Raw genomic sequence first — 17,045 nt, 5'->3', positions numbered from 1 at the left:
TGGCCGAGTACGCGCGGTTGTTGCTGGACACCCGCGGTGTGTTGCGACGCTCAACCGAGGCGGACACACCCACCTCCGACCCCGAGAACATCTCCGTTCTCTGACCGCCCGGCGGTGACGCACCGATCAGATCCCCGGGGTCGTCGCGGTCCGACGGCCCCGACCGTTCATCCCCCTGACATCCCCTGAAGCACGAGGAAAGCGGCCGTTTCATGACGACCACGAGTCTCCCACCAGAGAGGGGAGCATCCCCACGGGCGGGCGCCGCCGGTGCGCCCACGTCCTCCACTCACGAGCACGCCAAGGGCACGGGAGGCGCATACCGACCCGAGATCCAGGGCCTGCGCGCGATCGCGGTGCTCCTCGTGGCGGTCTACCACATCTGGTTCGGTACGGTTTCCGGCGGCGTGGACGTCTTCCTACTGCTCACCGGGTTCCTCATCACCGGATCGCTGCTCCGGTCGGTGGAGCGACGCGGGCGGATCGGGTTCCCCGCCTTCTGGGCGCGGCTGGCCAGACGCCTCCTGCCGACGATGGCGGTCGTCCTGGTCGGTGTCATGGTCGCGACCTTCCTCTGGTTGCCCGCCGCGCGGTGGCGGGGCGTCCTGCGCGAGGTCGTGGCCTCGGTGCTCTACCACGAGAACTGGGTGCTCGCCCTGAACTCGGTGGACTACCTGGCCGACAACGACTCCGCCAGTCCGCTCCAGCACATCTGGTCCCTGTCCGTCCAGGGCCAGTTCTACGTCATCGCCCCGGTTCTGGTCACCCTGGCGGCGTTCATCGCCGCTCGCGCCGGGCGCGACCCCCGGCGGGTGCTGCTGTTCGTCCTGGGCGGGGTCTTCGCCCTGTCGCTGGCCTACTCCGTCTACATGACGGAGGCCAACCAGCCCTGGGCCTACTTCGACAGCGGCGCGCGGTTGTGGGAACTCGCCCTCGGCGGTCTCTTCGCCCTGGTCCTGCCCTACCTGAACCTGCCCCTCCGCCTGCGCGTCCTGCTGGGCTGGACGGGTCTTGCGGCCTTGGCCCTGTGCGGCGCCCTCGTCCCGGTGTCCACGATGTTCCCGGGGTACGTGGCGCTGTGGCCCACCGGCGCGGCCATCATGGTGATCCTGGCCGGGACGACGGGCAGCAAGTGGGGTGCCGACCGGTGGCTCGTGTCGCGCCCGCTGTCGGTGCTGGCTGACCTCTCCTACAGCCTCTACCTGTGGCACTGGCCGGTCCTGGTGTTCTACCTCCAGGTCACCGAACGGAACATGCCCAGTCTCAAGGGCGGCTGCTATGTCCTGGTCACCTCGCTCATCCTGGCCTGGATCACCAACAAGCTGGTCGGTGACCGGGTGGAGGGCCTCTCCCGGACCAAGCCCGGCACGAGGCGGGACTGGGGGATCGCCGCGGCGTTCCTGGTGCCTGTCCTGGTCGCCTCGTCCCTGTGGTACACCGACCTGACCGTCGAACAGCGGCGCCTGGAGGCGCTGGCCGCCGATCCGGCCAACTACCCGGGCGCCGCGGTGGTGGCCAACCCCGAGTTGGCCGAGAACCTGCCGGAGGCACCCGTCTACCCCGACCCCGCGGGTCGCGCGGACGTCCCGTCGATCTACCCCGACGGTTGCGACGCGCGGCTCTCCGGAAAGCACGCGATCGTCTGCGAGTACGGAGACGAGACGTCAGAGCACACGATCGCCCTCGTCGGAGCCTCGCGCACGGCCCATTGGTTCCCGCCGATGCTGGACATCGTGGAGAAGCACGGCTGGCACCTGGTGAACATCACCAAGAGCGGCTGCCAGTTCGCCACGGAGACTCCGATGCGGGACGGCGAGGTCTTCACCGAGTGCATCCAGTGGCGGGAGGAGGCGATGGTCGAGCTGGAGCGGATCCGCCCCGACGTCGTCGTCACCTCCTCCACCCGCGCGACGGGCGGGGGCGAGAGGGTCCACGACGGGTTCATCGAGCGCTGGGAGCAGCTGCGGGAGATGGGGACCGACGTCATCGGTATCCGGGACCTGCCCCGGCGCAGCGAGCGCATCCCCGAGTGCCTGACCGAGAAGAGCCGTGAGGAGTGCGTGGAGTCCGCCTACCGAACGCAGGCGGAGGTGGACCCCACCCAGAAGCTGGACTACGTCCCGGACAACGTCACCTTCGTCGACCTGACCGAGTACGTCTGCCCCGGTGGTGAGTGCCCCGCTGTCCTGGGCAACGTGATGGTCTACAGCGACGCCACCCACATGACGCAGACCTTCTCGCGGACCCTGACCCCGATGCTGGAGGCCGCCGTCCTGGAGGCGACCGGTTGGTGAGGAGCGGGGGGCGACGCGCGCGTCGCCCCCCGCCACCGGATGTTCCGGGCCGTTGGTACGGTCAGCCGCGCAGACCCACCTTGCGCGCCACCCGCCCGGCCAGGCCCAGGGGGGACCTGGCCAGTCGCCTCTTCAGGGTCCGGACCTGCTCCCTGTACTCGGCGGCCTGCTCCCGGGCCTCGTTGAGCTGTTTCTGCCAGTCCTTGATCGGCTTGTACTCGCTGCCGGGGGTCCGCACACCCAGCTCCTCGGCGTCCACCCGCAGGGTTCCGTGGACCTCCGCCACGACCCGGTCGAGGTCCTCGCCGTCCCGAGCCACTCTCCGGGCACGGGCGAAGGCGGAGTTGCGCTCCAGCCGGGCGGTGGCGCCGTCGGCGTAGTCGATCTCGATCAGTCCCACCCGCTCCTCGTTGGCGGTGTCCGTCAGGATTTGGACGGCGTTACGGGTGGGGCGGCATCCGGACGACAGGCGCAGCCGGAAGGGCACGCGGGGGTCGGGCTCGGGGACGGCGTCCGCGAACCGTACGCGGGGCTCGCACCGGTAGTTCTCCAGGGTCAGTCGGGGCTCGAAGAACGGGTCGTCGAGGAGGTCGCGGCGCTCGCCGTCGTCCTCCGGCCAGTCACCGACGAGGGTGATCCTGATGTCGTCCACGTTCCCGGCGAGCAGACGCACGATGGCGGCGTCGACGTCGTCGGCGGACGAGTCCCCGACCTCCAGCACGACGTCCACGAAGGGGACCTCCCAGTGGCGGCCCTGGAGCTTGCGGCGCGGATCGAACTCGGGCACGAGGTTGGCCACGTAGGGGATGCGGTAGCGCCTGCCCTCGACCTGCCGGGACTGCATCTGGGAACGCCCCAGGTGCCAGCTGCTGCTGTCGAGGTCGGGGACGAACACCGCCCCTTGCTGGGCCACCCGGTAGGCGAACTCGGAGTCGCCGCCCAGGAGCAGTCTGGTGTTCAGCCCGCCCGCCTCGTCGAAAAGCGCGCGGTGCAGCGATCCCGTGGCTCCGACGAAGACCCGGTAGGCGGTGTGGTCCGCGGACCGGAGGTTGTCGGTGGGCAGGATCACCCTGTCCACCCAGTGGGGGTCGGCGCCGTCCCTGTCGAACAGCTCACCGGCCTTCCCGGCCAGCACCGCCTTGTGGACCTCCTCGGCGGTGCGGCACCCGGGCTCGTAGTCGACGAAGAGTTTGTGGCCCATCGCCACGGCGTGGTCGGTCACGTGGTGCCAGCGCATCTGGGACTCGACGTGGTCGTGGTAGACCAGCATGTCGGAGTCCAGCCGCAGTACGACGTCGCCCTCGGAGGCGGCCACGCCCGTGTTGACCGCGTTGGGCGAGCCCCAACCGCCCGGCGCCGGCGGGATGATCCTGGTGCGCTCCGGCCGGATCTCGGGAAGGCTGAGCGGAGGGTTGCTCCCGTCGTCCACCACGATGACCTCCATCAGGTGCGACGGGTAACTCTGGGCGGCCAGGGACGCCAGGACCAGTTCGAGCTTGTCCGCGTGCCCGTGTGCGGGGATCACCACGCTGACACTCAGCCGCGGCGTCCAGGAGCCGAGGGCGGGCACGACCAGAGAACCGTAGTCATTGCGTTTGACCCTGGGGACGGTGCCGTTTCCCGCGACCGCGGAATCGGCGTTCTGGTCGTCTCTGTCCACGAAACTCTCCATTCTGCGCGGCAGTGCTGGGCGGAGCCGTCGGCTCTGCGGCTCGGGTGACGCCGAATCGGCGTTGAGATAGTGCACTGGTCGATGTGGCGGAGGTCTCATCCGTGCCCGCGAAATGCCGTGGCCGCGCTCGCGTGGGCGGTCTCTCCGGGGTTCCGGGAGGCGGGCGGAGGGTGATCGCGCGGTGCACCTTCGTGACCTCGGGCGAAGTCTACTCGACGCGTCCGCTTTTCCGTCCCCGGTGGCGGATGGGGTCTGATCAGCGTCCTTGGCGCCAGGCCCGGGGCGGTTACGGAGACGGGTCGGCGGATGGCGGCAAGGAGGCCGGGCCGCTACGGTCGCCGCTCGGAGGGGTGAGTAGGGTTGGTTCAAACGCATGATCGATGTCGATGGTTATCCAACGCAGTCCACCCTCGGATACCATCGAAGCCCCCCTCGTTCTTCTGCAAGTGCAGGGAATTCCTCCAGAAAATGGAGTTGAATCCCGACGCCGAGTTCTATCGGGTGTCAACCAAACTCGGCGCCTGTCTTTTCCTCGACCGTATCGGGGTCCCCCACGCGAAGGTGCACGGAGTCCTTCGGGGTATCGACAAACTCACGCCGAAGCACCTGAAACGCCCCGTGGCCCTCAAACCCCTCGACGGATGCAGCGCCGTCGGCGTCATGGTGCTCAGACCGAAGGAGGGGGCGTGGTACGACGCGGTCGCGAAGAAGAGCGGGACCTTCGACCAGATCGTGGCCCGTGGTCGTGACGCCTTGGACAGACGCGGCTTCCCCGACGTGTGGATACTCGAGGAGCCGCTGGTCGCGGGCGACGGGGTCCCCGACGACCTGAGATCCTACACTTTCCAGGGGGGATATCGCCCTGGTTCTGCAACGCCGGGGGCGGCCGGGCCGCTCCGGAACCCCGGCCAGTTACCGCTGGTTCGACGCCGACTGGAACCCCGTCGAGACCGGCAGGCACGTCAGGAAGACCAACACCGACCTGGTGCCGCCCGAGCAGCGGGAGGAGCTCGCGGACATCGCGCGCAAGGTCTCGCGGGAGTCCCCCTACGCCTTCACGCGGGTAGGACACGTTCTACACCGACGACGGCCCCCGGGTGGGCGAGGTGAACGCCTGGGTGGGCGCCTACGACCACTTCACCGACGAGTGGGACCAGCGCCTGGGCGCGGCCTGGGAGGCCGCCGAACTCCGGGTCCCCACCCGGGTCAGACCCATCCCCAAGGATGTTCCCGAGGGCGCCTACCCGCTGCCCTGGTGGCGCCTCTGACACGCTGCGGGGCCACCGGTCGCCCGTACCGGTGGCCCCCTCGTCGCCGGATCAGTCCGTCGACGTCTCCGCGGCCCGCGCGGACCCGGCCCGCGCCTCAGGCGACAGCAGTCCCAGGGTCCAGTGGATGAGCAGCGCGGACACGAACCCGACGGCCCACCCGTAGTCGGCCAGCGGGGCCAGGAACGGGATCATCCCGTCCTCGGGGAAGGGGCCCTCGCCCGGCGCCGAGTGGGAACCGCCGACCGCCAGCACCGCGCCCACGGTGAAGGCCGCCAGCGCACGCCAGTTCCACCCGCCCGTGTACCAGTACTCCGAGCCGCGGGTGTACAGCGCGGGCAGGTCCATGCGGGTCCGGCGCAGCAGCCAGTAGTCGGCGACGAGGATGCCGCCCACGGTGCCGAGCACGCCGCCGACCGTGCCGAGCCAGGTGAAGATGTACACGTTCGGGTCCGAGATCAGCTTCCAGGGGAAGATCGCGACGCTGACGACGCACGTGATCACCGCGCCGGTCCGGAAGCTGATCAGCTTCGGCTTCAGGTTGGCCAGGTCGTAGGCGGGTCCGACCAGGTTCGCGGCGATGTTGGTCGACACGGTCGCCAGCAGTACCACGAAGATCGCGAACAGCAGCGCGATCCCGTTCGACATCTCCGCCACGATGTCCACCGGGTCCCACAGCGGAGCCCCGTAGACCGCCTGCGTGCCCGCCGTGACCATCACGGCCAGCAGCGCGAACGCCGCCATCGTGGTGGGCAGGCCGAACGTCTGGCCCAGCACCTGGGCGCGCTGTGAGGACGAGAACCGCGTGAAGTCGCTGATGTTCAGGCTCAGCGTCGCCCAGAACCCGATCATCGCCATCAGGGACGGGAAGAACAGCGCCCAGAACTCCGGGCCCCAGCCGAGATCGGAGTTGACCGCCAGCAGCGGACCGAAACCGCCAGCCTGGACGACCATCCACCCCAGCAGCGCGACACCGCCGACCAGCATGAGCGGGGCGGCCCACACCTGGACCCTGCGCACGCCCTCCATGCCCCACAGGATGATCCCGAGCTGGGCCACCCAGAACAGACCGAAGGACAGCCACATCGTCCACGGCTGGCCGCCGATCTCGGCCGCGCCGCTCCAGCCGTCGCCGAACACGCGGCCCGCGAGGATGTACACGCCCTGGCCGCCGATCCACGTCTGGATGCCGTACCACCCGCACGCCACGGCACCGCGGATCAGCGCGGGCAGGTTGGCCCCGCGCAGCCCGAACGACGCACGCGCGAACACGGGGAAGGGGATGCCGTACTTCGCCCCCGCGTGGCCGGTGAGGACCATCGGCACCAGCACGATGAGGTTGCCCAGGGCGATGGTCAGGACGGCCTGCCGCCAGTCCATCCCCACGGCGATCAGGCCGCTGGCGAGGGTCCAGGCGGGCAGGTTGACCGACATGCTCACCCACAGGGCGGTGAAGCTTCCGGTGCCCCAGGTGCGCCAGGACATGGGCACCGGGTGCAGGTCGTCGTTGACGAAGGGGCCCTCGGGCAGGTTCCGGCCGTCGGGCATGGACACGCGCCCGTCGGGGTGGGTGACGGGGGAGAGGGCGGTGGTGGGTTCGGGGGAGGGGGGAGCGTGGGTCACGTGACACCTGGTTTCGGTGGTGCTGATGGGGGATCGTGAGGTGAACGGCGGGCCCGGGCACGGCGTCGGAGCCGTGCCGACGGGGCCGGTGGAGCCTGTCCGGATGCGTCCGGTCCGCCGGTCATCCTCGCACGTCGGTGAGGGGCTCCGGGGGTAGGGGCCCGGGGACCCCCGGGCCCCCGGGCCGTGGTTCGGCTCGCACGTCGGACAGTCTGCGAGACCCGTGTTGACTCCGTGTTTCAGGGCCGCGTCGGGGCCGCGGACACCGCCGGGATCACCTCGCGGCCGTAGGCGTCGATGACCCCGTCCACGTCGTCGTGCATCGCGTACACCGCGAACTGGTCGACCCCCGCCTCGCGCAGCCGCTCCAGTTTCGCGACGTGCTCCTCCACCGGGCCGAGCAGGCAGAACCGGTCCACGATCGGGTCGGGCACGAACTCGGTGTCCGGGTTGCCCGCCCGGCCGTGGTGGCTGTAGTCGTAGCCCCTCCTGGCGCGGATGTAGTCGGTCAGCTCCTCCGGCACCGCCCCCGAGCGCTCGCCGTACCGCTCCACCAGGTCGGCGACGTGGTTGCCCACCATCCCGCCGAACCACCGGCACTGTTCCCGCGCGTGCGCCAGCCCCTCCGCCGAGCCGTCCGTGACGTAGGCGGGCGCCGCTACGCACACGGTCACCTCGTCCGGGTCCCGACCGGCGTCCGCCGCCGCGGCCCGCACCGCCTTGACCATCCACTCGGTCAGGTACGGGTCGGCCAGTTGCAGGATGAACCCGTCGGCCCGGCGCCCCGCCAGGTCCAGCGCCTTGGGCCCGTAGGCGCCCATCCACACCGGCAGGGCGCCGTCCCGCACCCACGGGATGCGCATCGACGCCCCGTCGACGTCCGCCTCCCGTCCCTCGGCCAGGTCCTTGATCGCCCGCATCGCCCTGTCCAGGCGGGCCAGGGTCGCGGGTCTGCGCCCCGCCACGCGCATCGCCGAGTCGCCGCGCCCGATCCCGCACACCGTCCGGTTCCCGAACATGTCGTTGAGCGTGGCGAAGAGCGAGGCGGTCACCTCCCACGTCCGGGTGCTCGGGTTGGTCACCATCGGTCCGACGACCAGGTTCTCCGTGCGCTCCAGGATGCGGCTGTAGATGACGAACGGCTCCTGCCACAGCACCACCGAGTCGAAGGTCCACCCGTGGGTGAACCCGAGCCCGTCGGCGCGCGCCATCCGCTCCACCAGCAGGTCGGCGGGCGGATCGGTCTGTAGGACGAGTCCGATGTCCATGCTGTTCCTCCTCCTCAGACCAGGTACTGGCAGGTGGACCGGGGCACGTACCGGCCGTGCCCGGCCTCGCCCAGGTAGGTTCCGTCGTCGACCACCACGCGTCCGCGCGACAGCACCGTCCGGGCCCTGCCGGTGACGCGCTTTCCCTCGTAGGCCGAGTAGTCCACGTTCATGTGGTGGGTCTCGGCGGAGATGACCTGTTCGGCGTTCGGGTCGTAGACGACGACGTCCGCGTCCGCGCCCGGAGCCAGGGTGCCCTTCCTGGGGTGGAGTCCGAACATGCGGGCGGGGGTGGCGCAGGCGATCTCGATCCACCGCCGCCTGCTGATGCGGCCGTCCACCACCGCCTGGTGCAGCAGGTCCATCCGGTTCTCCACGCCCGGCATGCCGTTGGGGATCTTGGAGAAGTCGCCCACGCCCAGGTCCTTCTGCCCGGTGAAGCAGAACGGGCAGTGGTCGGTGGAGACCACGGACAGGTCGTTGGTGCGCAGCGCCCGCCACAGGAACTCCTGGTGCTCCTTGGGGCGCAGCGGCGTGGAGCACACGTACTTGGCGCCCTCGAACCCCGGCTCGGCCAGGTTGTCCGTGGACAGGAACAGGTACTGCGGGCAGGTCTCGCCGAACACGTTGAGCCCCTTGTCCCGGGCCCGTGCCAGTTCCTCGACCGCCTCGCCCGCTGACACGTGCACGACGTACAGCGGCGCCCCGGCCACCCGGGCGAGCTGGATCGCGCGGTGGGTGGCCTCCGACTCCAACAGCGCCTTGCGGACCTCGCCGTGGTGGCGCGGGTCGGTGCGGCCCTCGGCCAGGGCCTGCTCCACCAGGACGTCGATGGCGATGCCGTTCTCCGCGTGCATCATCGTCAGCGCGCCGTTGGCGGCGCCGCGCTGCATCGCGCGCAGGATCTGACCGTCGTCGCTGTAGAAGACACCCGGGTAGGCCATGAACAGCTTGAACGAGGTGACACCCTCGTCCACCAGGACGTCCATCTCCTTGAGGGAGGACTCGTTGACGTCGGACAGGATGGCGTGGAAGGCGTAGTCGACCGCGCACCTGCCGTCCGCCTTGGCCATCCACGTGTCCACGCCGGAGCGGACGGACTGGCCGGGGCTCTGGATGGCGAAGTCGACGATGGTGGTGGTGCCGCCCCAGGCCGCGGCCCGGGTGCCGGTCTCGAAGGTGTCGGCCGACTGGGTGCCGCCGAACGGCATCTCCATGTGGGTGTGCGCGTCCACGCCGCCCGGGATGACGTAGTGACCGGTGGCGTCGATGACGGCGGCGTCGCCGCGCGCCCAGGTCTGGGCGGTCTCGGTGCCGCGCAGGGCCAGGGCGGCGACCCGTTCGCCCTCGATCAGGACATCGGCCTCGACCTCCTCCGCCGCGGTGACGACCAGGCCGCCTCGGATGACGGTGCGTGCCATGTTCGCCTCCTATCCCTGGACCAGCGGGCCGTAGGCGTCCGGGCGCCGGTCGCGGTAGAACGCCCACTGCTGGCGGACCTCGTCGATCATGTCGAGGTCGAGGTCGCGCACGACCAGTTCCGCCTCGGCGTCGGAGGCGACGTCGCCGACGAACTGTCCGCGCGGGTCGACGAAGTAGCTCGTGCCGTAGAAGTCGTTGTCGCCGTACTCCTCGACGCCCACGCGGTTGATCGCGGCCACGTAGTAGGCGTTGGCGACGGCCGACGCGGGCTGTTCGAGTTTCCACAGGTAGGCCGAGAGGCCGCGGCTGGTGGCCGAGGGGTTGTACACGATCTGGGCCCCGCCGAGCCCGAGCGCGCGCCACCCCTCGGGGAAGTGGCGGTCGTAGCAGATGTAGACGCCGACCCGGCCGACGGCGGTGTCGAAGACCGGCCAGCCGAGGTTGCCGGGGCGGAAGTAGTACTTCTCCCAGAAGCCCTTGACCTGGGGGATGTGGTGCTTGCGGTACTTGCCGAGATAACTGCCGTCGGCGTCGATGACGGCGGCGGTGTTGTAGTAGAAGCCGGGCTTGTCGATCTCGAAGACCGGCAGCACCATCACCATGCCGAGTTCCTTGGCCAGGGCCTGGAAGCGGGTGATCGTGGGGCCGTCGGGCACGGGTTCGGCCCAGCGGTGGTGCTCGGGCTCCTGCACCTGGCAGAAGTAGGGGGCGTTGAAGACCTCCTGGAACCCGATGATCCCCGCCCCCTGCGCGGCGGCGTCGCGCGCGTACTTCTCGTGGGCGGAGAGCATGGATTCGGTGTCGCCGGTCCACTCGGTCTGGACGAGTGCGGCACGGACGGTGTGCGGCATGTGTTCCCTCGCTCCTCGCTGAGCGCCGCCCGGTCCGGGCGGCCAAGAACGCCTGAAGTGCCCGCGTATCGCCTGTTCGCACGGGGGGTGGGAGCAGGTGCTGCGCGTGCCGTCGCACCTTAGGGAAGGGGGGAATGGCCGGTCAACGTCCGACATTCTTGCGGACGTGATTCTGTCGTGTTGCGTATATTCGCCAATGTGACGGATGGGGAGTAATGTCCGTTGTGCGGGTCTTGGAATTCGGAGGAAGCACCAGGTTTGACGCTGATCTGGCCGCGAATTTCAGAGGTCCCTACATATGCGGGATTCCCCGCACAGCCCTCCGGCGTCCCAGGCGCGGTCACCCTCCGCCACGCCCGCGCTCCCACGGGTACGACCCCCCACCCGGGGCGGGCGGAGGGCCGTACGGGGCGTGCGTCGCGCGCCGCCGTCGGACGGGCCGGGGCCGCGTCCGACCGGCGGGTCAGTCGACCAGGGACACGTAGGTCTCGTTTCCTCCGTAGGTCTGGGTGCTCAGGCCCAGGTAGGTGATGTCGTCCGCGTCGGGCACGTCGAAGGCGATCGTCACGCCGGAGACGGCGCCCCCCGGGTCCAGGACCTGGTAGACGTCGCCGTTGATCTCCTGGGTGAGGTCGTAGGCCTCCTCGTACTGGGTGCCGTCCGCCTCGTACACGTGCTGTTCGTCCATCCAGAACCAGTTGGCGCCCGTGCCGGAGGCGTCGGCCACGTCGATCTCGACCACGAGGAACTCGCCGTCCGCCTCGGTGCCGTTCAGTTCGTCGACGACGTCGACGCCGGTGACGGTGAAGGACATGCCGTCGTACTCGAACTCGCTGCCGACCGTCTCCATGTCGGAGGTGTCGACCCCGGGGCCCGCGGGCTCCTCCGGCTCGACGGGCTCCTCGGGCTCCTCGTCCAGCGGGTCGATGGCCTCGGACTGGTCGCTGGGCTCACGTGCCTCGACGGTCTGCGCGTCGTCTCCGTTGAAGAGGACCGAGACCAGGACCACCACGACGACGCCGATGACGAACAGCGCGGCGCAGCCCAGGCCGAGGAAGAGCCAGGGGGAGGTCTTCTTCGGCTGCTGCTGGCCGTACGGGTTGCCGTAGGGGTCGATCGGCGGGGCGGCCGCGTAGGAGGCGCCCTGGGGTGGGGCTCCGTACGGGTCGGCGCCCTGCTGGGGGTGGGGGCCGCCGGGCGGACCGTAGGGCGAACCGCCCTGGTTGTAGGGGTCGCCGCCGTGGCCGTAGGGGTCGTGGCCGTAGGGGTCGCCGGGGGACCCGGGGATCCCCGGGCCGCCCGGGGGAGGGGGAGGCGGCGGACCCATCGGCGGCTGCCCGCCGGTGGGCGGACCCATCGGGGGCTGTCCACCGGTGTTGTGGGGTCCCTGCGGGGGCATACCGGGCGGAGGCCCCTGGTAGGGGTCGTGCGGAGGAGGCTGGCTCATGGCGGTCCTGGCTTTCTGCCGTGAGCGGGGCGAGCGCCCGAGCCCGGGGGGTGCTTCCCGCCCGCGGGTTCGGGTCGAGGCGTCGGCCGGGGACGCCCGCGATCAGCGGCTGCTCGTTCTCTGTCGGGTCAGACGCCGACGGGAGCGGATCGGTTCCCGTGACGTGCCTACTGTGGGGTCATGGCACGACTGCTCATCGTTCACCACACCGTCTCGCCCGCCACCCAGGAGATGCTGTCGGCGGTGCTCGACGGTGCCCACACCGACGATATCGAAGGAGTGGAGGTGGGGACGAAGTCGGCGCTGTCCACGACCGTCCCCGACCTGCTGGAAGCCGACGCGGTGGTGCTCGGGACACCCGCCAACATCGGGTACATGTCGGGTGCCCTGAAGTACTTCTTCGACAACGTGTACTACCCCGCGCAGGGTGACACGGAGGGACTGCCGTACGCGCTGTACGTCCACGGTGACAACGACACGTCGGGGGCGGTGCGCGCGGTCGAGTCGATCGCCGGGGGGATGGGCTGGCGGCGGCAGCGGCCCCCGCTGTCGGTGACGGGCAGGCCGGACGCCAAGGCCCGGGAGGCGTGCTGGGAGCTGGGGGCGGTGATGGCGCTCGCCGCGCTCGGGGAGGTCTGAGGTGGCCTGTTCCGGCCAGTGCCGCGGCACGCCCTCCCGGCGGCGGCCCCGTGACCGGCGTCGATCCTCCGCCTCCCGCCGGACCGCGTTCCGGGCCTGTGGCGCGGAGGAGACCCACCCCCTACATTCGTCAGACATGGAGATCACGGACATTCTCACCGATCTGCGCGCCCTCCCCACCCGTATCGAGTCGGAGGCGGACCCGATGACCCGCGCGCGCCTGGTCGGGGAGACGCTCGCCGCCTTCGCCGAGATCGAGGCGGCGCTCAAGGAGGTGCGCCGCCCCGCCGTCGTCGAGCTGCGCGGCCAGGGGCTCACACTGCGGGCGATCGGCGAGGAGTTGGGGCTGAGCGCCAGCAGGGTCGACCAGATCTCCCGGGGGCTCAGCGGCTGACCGTTCGCCGACCGGTCCCGGGTCGAGGACGTCCCTTCCGGGTGGGAAGGGGCATCCGAAAACCCGGGGACACGCCGGTCGGGACGAGGGGCGCGGCGCCGTGGAACGGAACCGCCGCCGGGGATGCCGGATTCGTCGGGGGGATTGGCGAGTTTCGTCGGGAACGGAGAGGCCCGCCCCGAAGCCCCCGCGTCTCGCCGGTGGCGACGGGGTTTCCGCGCCGCCGAGTGTGGACACCTTGGGTGGCGTAACGTCACTCAAGGTGAACGGAGCTGATGATGAAGCGTCTTCTCGGTGCTGTGGTCATGGCGGGGGGCCTGGTCCTGGCCACGGTGGCACCGGCCTCCGCCGCCGACGGGATCCTCCTGTGGACCTTCGACGGAGGTGCGTGGTACGTCCACCAGAACCCGGCCGTGGGCTGCTACACGGTGTCCGAGGGGGACCCGACCAGCGAGTTCCAGAACCGCACCGAGGGCCCGGTGGCGGTCTACATGTTCGGTGACTGCGCGGGTCCCCTTCGGGTGGTCGAGTCCGGGGGCGAGACCGGCTTCCCCGCCCGCAGCTACCGCGTGCTGGACTAACTGGACCGGACGCCCTCCTCCGAGCGGTCGGTCCGGCCGGACACGGGTCGCCCGACGGGCGTGACGGAGCGGGAGCCCTTCGCGAGCGCGGGGGGCTCCCCTCGTGTGCGGGGCGGATCGCGGTGCGGCTGACCGGGGCCGGGACGTCGCGGGTGTCGCCGGGGGTTCTGGGGACTCCCCGCCACTTTCAACCTATAGCGCACCCGGGGGCTTGCGGCAAGACCCGGGTCGTGCCGCAGAATCGTCGACCGTCGCCGGAACACGCGGAGCGTCCGGCCGACGGTCGAACTGTCTGAGCGGGGGTTTCATGGTTGACGTGATCGTGGTCGGCGCCGGTCCGACCGGTGCGATGCTCGCCGGTGAACTGCGGCTGCACGGTGTGGACGTGGTCGTGCTGGAGCGGGAGACGGAGCCGACCAGGGTCGTCCGCTCGCTCGGCCTGCACGTGCGCAGCATCGAGGTGATGGACCAGCGCGGTCTGCTGGAGCGGTTCCTCGAACACGGCCGCACGTACCCGGTCGGCGGCTTCTTCGCCGCCATCCCCAAGCCCTCACCCGAGCGGCTGGACACCGCGCACGGCTACGTCCTCGGCATCCCCCAGCCCGTCACCGACCGCATGCTGGCCGAGCGCGCCGCCGAACTCGGCGCCGATATCCGGCGCGGCCGCGAACTGGTCGGACTGAGCCAGGACGACGAGGGGGTGACCGCCGAACTGGCCGACGGCTCGCGGCTGCGCTCACGCTACCTCGTGGGATGCGACGGCGGCCGCAGCACGGTGCGCAAGCTGCTCGGCGTCGGCTTCCCCGGTGAGCCCGCCAGAGTCGAGACGCTGATCGGCGAGATGGAGGTGACAGCGAACCCGGAGACGGTGGCCGCGACGGTGGCCGAGGTCCGCCGGACGCAGAAGCGGTTCGGTGTCGGCCCCGTCGGGGAGGGGGTGTACCGCGTCGTCGTGCCCGCCGAGGGAGTGGCCGAGGACCGCTCCGTCCCGCCGACCCTGGAGGACGTGCGGCGGCGGCTGCGGGCGGTCGCGGGCACCGACTTCGGCGTGCGCTCGCCGCGCTGGCTGTCCCGGTTCGGTGACGCCACCCGGCAGGCCGAGCGCTATCGGATCGGCCGGGTGCTGCTCGCCGGGGACGCGGCGCACATCCACCCGCCGGTCGGCGGGCAGGGGCTCAACCTCGGTATCCAGGACGCGTTCAACCTCGGCTGGAAACTGGCCGCAGAGGTGGACGGCTGGGCACCGGAGGGGCTGCTGGACAGCTACCACGCCGAACGGCACCCCGTGGGCGCCGACGTGCTGGACAACACCCGCGCGCAGACGGAGCTGATGTCCACCGAACCGGGCCCCCGGGCGGTGCGTCGGCTGCTGTCGGAGCTGATGGACTTCGAGGAGGTGAACCGGTACCTCGTCGAGAGGATCACCGCGATCGCGGTCAGGTACGACTTCGGTGCGGGACACGCGCTGCTCGGCGCGCGGATGCGCGACATCGCCCTGGAGCGGGGCCGCCTCTACGAGCTGACACGCGGCGGGCGCGGCCTGCTGCTCGACCAGACCGGACGGCTCTCCGCGGCGGGCTGGGCGGACCGGGTCGACCACGTCGTCGACACCAGCGCGGAACTGGACGCGCCCGCGGTGCTGCTGCGGCCGGACGGCCACGTGGCGTGGGCCGGTGACGACCAGGGGGAACTGCTCGAACAGCTCCCCCGGTGGTTCGGCGCCGCCGTCGACTGACACCGTGGGCGGCCCGCCCTCAGCCCACGGCGGCGGACTGGTGGCGGGCGAGTTGGGCGTGCAGTTGGGCCAGCGCGTAGCTGGTGACCTTGTCGCCGTCGGTGGCCTTGGAACCCATCTGCCTGCGCACCCACAGCAGGGCGTCGGAGGTCTCCTGGCCGTAGACGCCGTCGACCCCGTACTCGGGCAGGCTGGCGCCCGCGTACGTGAGCATCTGCTGGAGCAGGGTGACCCGGCTGCCGCTGTCACCGACCTTGAGTCCGAGCATCTCGTCTCCCGTTCCTGAGGGGGCCCCGGGGGCCTGGGTGAAGGTGCCGTCCTCGACCAGGGCGTAGAGCTCCGAGCCGGGGCACGAGGTGGATACGAAGTCGCGGTGGCCGAGCACGGTCCCGGACACGCCGTGCTCGGCCGTGAGCCAGGCGCGGAGCCGCCGCACCCCGTCGATCTGCGCCGGGGTGGGCCTCTCACCGTCGCCGATCATCAGGGACACGCTGTAGTAGCTGGCGTTCCCGGCGGTGGTGCCCTGGGCGGCCTGGTAGCGGTACAGCCCCCGGCCCTCGAAGACGTGGCCCTCGACCGAGACGCCGAAGCTGTACCCGATGTCGGCCCACCCGCGGCCGGACACGTGGTGGTCGCGGGTGTTCTTCCAGTAGGAGACGCACTCGGCGTGGTCGTCGAGGTGGGTCGCGGCGCCGTTGTAGTGGACGACGAGCCCGGACCCCGGGTCGGCGTGGGCGGCGGGGGAGGACGCGGACCAGCCGAAGTAGGTCCGCCGATAGTCGATCACGGGTGGCCTCCTGCGGGTTGGGAGGGACTCGCCGAGACGGGCCTCTACGCTGGATTACCGCCTGTTACCGATTGTGTGCGCGATCGGCCGAGAACGCCAGCCCCAGCGGGACGAATCTCGGCTGTTCACGCCATCGCGCCGTCCCCGTGCGCCTCCGTGCTCCGTCCCGCGCGGTGGAGGTCGCGGCCTACCGGGAGCCGTCCGGGGCGGCGAGGTTCGGGAGGGGCACCGTGAGCGGGAACCGCGGGTCCGCCCGTCGCAGCGCGTCGGCCGCCCGCCGGAGGTCGGTGACCAGGTCGACCTCCGCCACGAGCAGCCGCCAGGCCGTGGCGATCAGCCGGGCCGTCCCGGGCGGATCCGTCGCGTCGGCCCGCGCGGGGTTCTCGGCCGGATCCGCCTCGGCGTCCAGGAGCACCGTCCACCGCCCGTCGGCGGTCGCGACCGGGGTCAGCCGGAACACCGTCCTCCCGGCCGGGCGGGACACGCGGATCGAGACGGGGGCGGGGCCGGGTTCGCCCCGCAGCCGCGCCGCCCAGCGGTCGGCGTCCACCGTCACGCTCCTGGTCTCCACCTCCCTGTCGCCGGACAGCACGCTGCCCACGAGTCCCAGCCAGGAGAACCCGCGTGGGGTGCGGCGCAGCTCGATCCCCACGGTGTGCGCCCAGTCGCCGTCGAGGAGGGCGACCGTCAGCCAGCTCGTCCCGACCCGGTCCCACGCGTGCACGGTCACCTCGACGTGCGGCTCCTCCTCCGGGCGGTCCTCCCCGTCCGGCCGTCCGACCTCCGGGAGCCGGACGCGGTACACGGCGCCGGGGAGGAGGTGCTCGCCGTGGACCAGTCGCACGACGGCCTCGGCCTCCCCCGCCCGCGCGGCCTCGCCCCGGCGGGCCCCGACCACCCCGGCGATCCCCAGGTCGGCGAACTCCGCCAGCGGCGGCAGCAGCACACGACCGCACTCCACCCGCAGGCTCGCCAGGACATCGTGCAGGGCGGCGGTGAGCTCGGCCAGCCGGGCCTCGGACACGGCGGGGACGACGAACTCCTGGCGCGCGTTCGGCATGGGG

Annotated in this window: 14 protein-coding genes; 6 read left to right on the top strand and 8 right to left on the bottom strand. The window is 71.1% G+C overall.

The features are described 5' to 3' along the window. The first annotated feature begins 212 nt into the window (after positions 1-212). A complete protein-coding gene (locus DVR05_RS24560) occupies positions 213-2,294 on the top strand; it encodes an acyltransferase family protein (RefSeq protein WP_116248282.1) in 2,082 nt (693 codons plus the stop codon). Between the two features lie 61 nt (positions 2,295-2,355). Here DVR05_RS24560 and DVR05_RS24555 read toward each other — a convergent pair whose 3' ends face one another. After that, positions 2,356-3,954 (bottom strand): glycosyltransferase family 2 protein, encoded by a 1,599-nt coding sequence (locus DVR05_RS24555; RefSeq protein WP_232832297.1) that lies wholly within the window; start codon positions 3,952-3,954, stop codon positions 2,356-2,358. Positions 3,955-5,063: 1,109 nt separating this feature from the next. On the opposite strand from DVR05_RS24555, the gene DVR05_RS26805 reads away from it, so the two are divergent. Then, a complete protein-coding gene (locus DVR05_RS26805; protein ID WP_157982538.1) occupies positions 5,064-5,234 on the top strand; it encodes a hypothetical protein in 171 nt (56 codons plus the stop codon). A gap of 51 nt (positions 5,235-5,285) precedes the next feature. On the opposite strand, the gene DVR05_RS24550 is transcribed toward DVR05_RS26805, so the two are convergent. The 5 genes from DVR05_RS24550 to DVR05_RS24530 all read right to left on the bottom strand — a co-directional run bounded on the left by DVR05_RS24550 (position 5,286) and on the right by DVR05_RS24530 (position 11,845). Then, positions 5,286-6,857, bottom strand: a complete 1,572-nt coding sequence (locus DVR05_RS24550; RefSeq protein WP_116248280.1) for an NCS1 family nucleobase:cation symporter-1 — start codon at positions 6,855-6,857, stop codon at positions 5,286-5,288. A gap of 239 nt (positions 6,858-7,096) precedes the next feature. Then, positions 7,097-8,125: a TIGR03842 family LLM class F420-dependent oxidoreductase gene (locus DVR05_RS24545; RefSeq protein WP_116248279.1), complete on the bottom strand. Its 1,029-nt coding sequence runs from the start codon at positions 8,123-8,125 to the stop codon at positions 7,097-7,099. 14 nt (positions 8,126-8,139) lie between these two features. Beyond that, on the bottom strand, positions 8,140-9,546 hold the full coding sequence (hydA, locus tag DVR05_RS24540; protein ID WP_116248278.1) for a dihydropyrimidinase: 1,407 nt from the start codon (positions 9,544-9,546) through the stop codon (positions 8,140-8,142). Positions 9,547-9,555: 9 nt separating this feature from the next. Then, positions 9,556-10,398 (bottom strand): nitrilase-related carbon-nitrogen hydrolase, encoded by an 843-nt coding sequence (locus tag DVR05_RS24535; RefSeq protein ID WP_116248277.1) that lies wholly within the window; start codon positions 10,396-10,398, stop codon positions 9,556-9,558. A gap of 463 nt (positions 10,399-10,861) precedes the next feature. Next, complete coding sequence (locus tag DVR05_RS24530) at positions 10,862-11,845, bottom strand: DUF4352 domain-containing protein (RefSeq protein ID WP_157982537.1); 984 nt, start codon at positions 11,843-11,845, stop codon at positions 10,862-10,864. A gap of 180 nt (positions 11,846-12,025) precedes the next feature. Here DVR05_RS24530 and DVR05_RS24525 point away from each other — a divergent pair, with 180 nt between their 5' ends. The 4 genes from DVR05_RS24525 to rox all read left to right on the top strand — a co-directional run bounded on the left by DVR05_RS24525 (position 12,026) and on the right by rox (position 15,194). Further along, positions 12,026-12,484 (top strand): flavodoxin family protein, encoded by a 459-nt coding sequence (locus DVR05_RS24525; RefSeq protein ID WP_116248275.1) that lies wholly within the window; start codon positions 12,026-12,028, stop codon positions 12,482-12,484. 136 nt (positions 12,485-12,620) lie between these two features. Beyond that, positions 12,621-12,878 (top strand): sigma factor-like helix-turn-helix DNA-binding protein, encoded by a 258-nt coding sequence (locus DVR05_RS24520; RefSeq protein WP_116248274.1) that lies wholly within the window; start codon positions 12,621-12,623, stop codon positions 12,876-12,878. Between the two features lie 275 nt (positions 12,879-13,153). Then, the gene (locus DVR05_RS24515; protein WP_157982536.1) at positions 13,154-13,459 is read left to right on the top strand and encodes a hypothetical protein; all 306 of its coding nucleotides are present in this window, start codon (positions 13,154-13,156) and stop codon (positions 13,457-13,459) included. Between the two features lie 307 nt (positions 13,460-13,766). Beyond that, complete coding sequence (gene rox, locus DVR05_RS24510; RefSeq protein WP_116248272.1) at positions 13,767-15,194, top strand: rifampin monooxygenase; 1,428 nt, start codon at positions 13,767-13,769, stop codon at positions 15,192-15,194. 19 nt (positions 15,195-15,213) lie between these two features. Here rox and DVR05_RS24505 read toward each other — a convergent pair whose 3' ends face one another. Continuing rightward, entirely contained in the window at positions 15,214-15,981 is a 768-nt protein-coding gene (locus DVR05_RS24505; protein ID WP_116248271.1) for a peptidoglycan recognition family protein, read from the bottom strand. A 187-nt stretch (positions 15,982-16,168) separates the two neighbouring features. After that, positions 16,169-17,041, bottom strand: coding sequence for a hypothetical protein (locus tag DVR05_RS24500; RefSeq protein ID WP_116248270.1), 873 nt, complete (start codon positions 17,039-17,041; stop codon positions 16,169-16,171). Positions 17,042-17,045: the final 4 nt, after the last annotated feature.

The organism is Nocardiopsis sp. FIRDI 009, assembly GCF_003386285.1.
Taxonomy (GTDB): domain Bacteria; phylum Actinomycetota; class Actinomycetes; order Streptosporangiales; family Streptosporangiaceae; genus Nocardiopsis.
This window is presented reverse-complemented; position numbering and strand designations above follow the sequence as displayed.